The 4,877-nt window shown below is 73.8% G+C and carries 1 protein-coding gene; it reads right to left on the minus strand.

The window, feature by feature from the left end; genetic code table 11:
• A partial coding sequence (locus A7B20_RS20950) for a non-ribosomal peptide synthetase (protein ID WP_157937754.1) occupies positions 1-4,877 on the minus strand: 4,877 nt, incomplete at both ends.

Consider the following 4,877-nt stretch of genomic DNA (forward strand, 5'->3'; position numbering starts at 1 on the left):
GCCGAGCGCCGCGGCGAGCGCGCGCGCGTCGAGCGCGCCGTCGAGCCTGAGCGCCATCGGCAGGCTGTAGGCGGTGTCGCCCGGCGCCAGCTGGTCGAGGAACCACAGCCGCTGCTGCGCGAAGGACAGCGGCGCCGGGCCGGTGCCGGCGCGCGGCTTGGGTCCGTCCTCGGCCGCGCCGCCCGCGGCCATCGCCGCCTCGATCGCGGGCGCCAGCGCGGCCAGCGTCGGATGCTCGAACAGCGCCCGGAGCGGCAGTTCGATGCCGAAGGCCGCCCGGAGCCGCGAGATCACCTGCGTCGCCAGCAGCGAGTGGCCGCCGAGCGCGAAGAACGTGTCCTCCATCCCGATCGCGTCGGGCGAGAGGCCCAGCACCTCGGCCCAGATCCCGGCCACCCGGCCCGCCACCCCGCCCCCGGGCCGCGCCCCCCGCGCCTCCGCAACCGGCACCGGCAGCCCCCGCCGGTCCAGCTTCCCGTTCGCCGTCAGCGGCAACCGCTCCAGAACCACCAGCGAAGCCGGCACCATGTAGGACGGAAGCCGGGCGGCGAGCAGGCCGCGCAGGTCGGTACCGTCGGCCGGATCGTGAAGGACGACGTAGGCCACCAGGCGCGGCGCACCGGGCTGGTCCTCCCTCAGGACGACCGCGGCATCCGCCACCTGCGGCAGCTCGTGCAGCGCCGCGGCCACCTCGCCGGGTTCGACGCGGATCCCCAGGACCTTGACCTGGTCGTCGATCCGCCCGCGGTATTCGAGCGTGCCGTCCTCGCGCCAGCGGGCGATGTCGCCGGTCGCGTACATCCGCGCGCCGCCGCCGGCGAACGGGTCGGGCAGGAACGCCGCGGCCGTCAGGTCGGGCCGGTTGTGATAGCCGCGTGCCGGCGCCTCGCCGCCGATGAAGAGCTGCCCCCAGATGCCGGGCGCGACCGGGCGCAGCCCGGCATCGAGGACGTAGGTCCGGACATTCGGGATCGGGCGCCCGATCGGCGGGCGGGCTTCCCCTTCGGATGCCGAGGCGGCCGGCAGGGCCATCTGAGTGACGACGTGGGTCTCGGTCGGCCCGTACTGGTTGAACAGGGTTGCCCCGCCGAGCGCGCCCTGCAGCGCCGCGCGGTCGGCCGTCACCAGTGCCTCGCCGGCGCTGACGATCTCGCAGGGCGGCACCGGCGCCGCGGGGGCGGGGAGCAGGAGCCACTGTTGCAGCACCGCGTTCGGCAGGAACATCCGGCCCACGCCCTGCGCCGCCGCATGGTCGCGCAGCGCGGAAAGATCCTGCTTCAGCCCCTCCGGGACCAGCACCAGCCGCCTGCCTGCGCAGAGGGTCGAGAAGACCTCCTGGAACGAGACGTCGAAGCTGAACGAGGCGAACTGCAGCACGGCATCCGGGACCGGGGCGCTGTCGATCTGCCAGCGGACGAGGTTGTTCAGCGTTCCGCGCGGCAGCACGACGCCCTTCGGCCGACCGGTGGAGCCGGAGGTGTACATGACGTATCCCGCGGCCGCGGGCGGCGGCGCCATCCGGCGATCGGGAGGGGGCGCGCTGCCCGGCGGCTCGTCCAGGTCCACCAGCGGCAGGCCGGCCGAGGCGAAGGCCGGGCGCGAGGCGGCGTCGGTCAGGACCATCGCGGGCGCGGCGTCCTCCAGCATGAACGCGATGCGTTTCGGCGGCAGGGCGGGGTCGAGCGGCAGGTAGGCCGCGCCCGTCTTCAGGATGGCGATCAGGCCCGCGATCATCGCGGGCGTCGGGGCGGCGGCGATGCCGACGACGGTCTCGGGGCCCGCCCCGCGCGCCATCAGGACGGCGGCCAGCGCGTCGGCCCGCGCGTCGAGCCTGCCGTAGTCCCAGACCGTCTCGCCGAGACAGACGGCGGCGGCGTGCGGCGCACCGGCGGCCGTCGCCTCGAACCGGGCGATCACATCCTCGGCGGGCGGGGCGAAGGGCCCGGCGGCCCAGTCGCCGACAAGCCGCCGCTCCGTGCCCTCGTCCACCAGCCGCAAAGCGCCGACCGGCGCGGCGGGGCGGCGGGCGATGTCTTCCAGCAGGCAGCGGAACTGCGCCGCGAGGCGACGGGCGGTCGCCGCGTCGAAGAGGTCGGTCGCGTATTCGAGATGGCCCTCCAGCCCGGTCCCGGTCTCGTGCAGCATGCATGTCAGGTCGAACTTCGCGCCGGTCGAGGGCATCGGCATCTCGGAAAGGCTCAGCCCTTCGAGCGCGACCGGATCGACGGGCGCGTTCTGCAGGACGAACATGACCTGGAAGAGCGGCGCGTGGCCCAGGTGACGCTCGGGTGCGAGGGTTTCGACCAGGTGTTCGAAGGGAACGTCCTGGTGGTCGAAGGCGGCGAGCGTCCCGTCGCGCGACCGCTCCAGCAGCGTGTCGAAGCCCATGTCGCGGTCGATCCGGCTGCGCAGGACCAGCGTGTTGACGAAGAAGCCGACCAGGCCTTCGATGTCGCTGCGGTTGCGGCCGGCGACGGGCGTGCCGATCAGGATATCCTCCTGTCCGCTGATCCTGTGCATCAGTACGGCGAAGGCGGTGTGCAGAAGCATAAACAGCGTCACGCCGCCCGCCTGCGCCCGGTCCCGCAGCGCCGCGGCCAGGGTAGCGTCGAGCGACAGTCCGACGGTCGCGCCGCGATAGCTCTGGATCGCCGGGCGCGGGCGGTCGGTGGGCAGGTCCAGGACGGCCGGCGCATCGGCGAGGCGGGCCGTCCAGTAGTCGAGCTGCCGTTGCATCCGCGGGCCCCGAAGCCAGGCGCGCTGCCAGGCGGCGAAATCCGCGTACTGGACGGGCAGGGGGGCAAGCGGAGACTCCGCGCCGTTCCGGAAGGCGGCATAGAGCGCCGCCAGCTCGCGCACGAGAACCCCCATCGACCAGCCGTCCGCGACGATGTGATGGAGCACCACCGCCAGGATGTGGCTGTCCGGCCCCAGCCGGAGCAGGCGCGCGCGCAGCATCGGGGTGCGCGCCAGGTCGAAGGGCTGCCGGGCGGCCCCGGCCAGGATCGCCGCGGCCGCGCGGTCCCGGGCCGCCGGATCGAGCGGCGCCAGGTCGTCGACCGGCAGGTCGAGCGGGGCGGGTGGGTCGATCACGACCTCGGGCATGTGTTCGCGCGGCCGGATGCGGCTGCGCAGCACCTCGTGGCGGGCGACGATCGCGTCGAGCGCGCGGTGCAGGGCCGCCACGTCCAGGGCCCCTTCCAGCCGCAGGGCGATGGGGATGTTGTAGTAGGGATTTTCCGGCTCGAACTGGTCGAGGAACCAGAGCCGCTGCTGGGCGAAGGACAGGGGCAGGGCGCCATCGCGCGGCAGCGGGAGGATGGCATCGGTCTCCTCCGGCGCGGAGGCCGCCGCGATCCCGTCGATCACCGGCGCAAGGGCGCCGATGGTCGGATGTTCGAACAGCGCCCTGAGCGGCAGGTCGATGGCGAACCCGGTGCGGATCCGCGAGATCACCCGCGTCGCCAGCAGCGAATGACCGCCGAGCGCGAAGAAGTTGTCGTCGTCCGCCATCTCGTCCGGGGAAAGGTTCAGCACGGCACCCCAGATGTCGGCAAGGGCCTGCGCCGTGGGGCCGAGGGGGGCCTGCACCTTCTGTCGCCGTTCGGGGGCGGGCAGGGCGCGCCGGTCGACCTTGCCGTTCACGGTCATGGGCAGCCGGTCCAGCACGACGACATGCTGCGGGATCATCGGCCCCGGCAGCAGACCGGGCAGGGCCGCCACCAGCTCTTCCTCGGCAATGGGCGCGGTCACGTAGGCCACCAGCCGGCGGTCGCCCGGCGCGTCTTCCCGCACGCAGGCATGGGCCGACACCGCCCCGGCGTGGCGGAGTGCGGCCTCGACCTCGGCCGGTTCGATGCGGAAGCCGCGCAGCTTGATCTGGTCGTCGGCACGCCCGAGAAACTGGAGGCTTCCGTCGGCCCTGAGCCGCCCGATATCGCCCGTGCGGTAAAGCCGCGCGCCCGGCGGCCCGAACGGATCGGGCAGGAACCGTTCCGCCGTCAGGCCGGGCCGGTTGAGATAGCCGGTGGCAAGGCAGTCCCCGCCGAGGAAGATCTCGCCCGGAACGCCGGGCGGCACGGGCGCGAGCGCGTCGTCGAGCAGGCGCACGCAGGCCCCGCCGATGGCCTCTCCCAGCGGGGGAGCGGAGCCGGCCCCGTCCGGGCCCACGTCGGCCACGTCGGCCGCCGTCGCGATGATCGTCGCCTCGGTCGGTCCATAGGTGTTGATCAGCCGGATCGCCGCCGTGTCCGCCCGCCGGTGCCAGTCGGCGACCTGTCCGGCGGTCAGCGCCTCGCCGCCGAGGATCACCAGCCGCAGATACCCGGGCATGCCGCCGCTTTCGGTCGTCCACTGGTGCCAGAATTGGGTCGGCAGGTCCGCCACGGTGATCCGGTTGCGCGCGAGGAAGGCGTCGAAGTCCCGTCCGGTGTCGAGGAAGCCCTCGGGGCGCGCGACGATGGTGGCGCCGGCGATCAGGCTCGGCACGATCTCCTCGACGCAGGTGTCGAAGCCCGTCGCCGCGAAGTTCAGCACCCGGTCGTCCGGGCGCAGTACGCACATCGCGACATGGTGCGCGGCATGGTTGGCGACGGCGCGATGGGGGACGAGCACGCCCTTCGGCTGGCCGGTGGTGCCCGACGTGTAGACGAGATAGGCCGCGTCGTCCGGGGTCACGCCGGGCAGGGCGCAGTCCGGCGCGGCGGCGAAATCGTCGACCAGGATCAAATCGACCAGCCCGGACGGCAGCCGCGATGCGTGCGCGAGGTCCGACAGGATCAGCGCGGGCGCGGCGTCGGACAGGATGAATGCCCGCCGTGCCGCCGGGGCGGCGGGGTCGAGCGGCAGCCAGGCGGCGCCGGCCCTGGCGACCGCCA

This window comes from Oceaniglobus roseus (assembly GCF_002869745.1).
GTDB classification, from domain to species: domain Bacteria; phylum Pseudomonadota; class Alphaproteobacteria; order Rhodobacterales; family Rhodobacteraceae; genus Oceaniglobus; species Oceaniglobus roseus.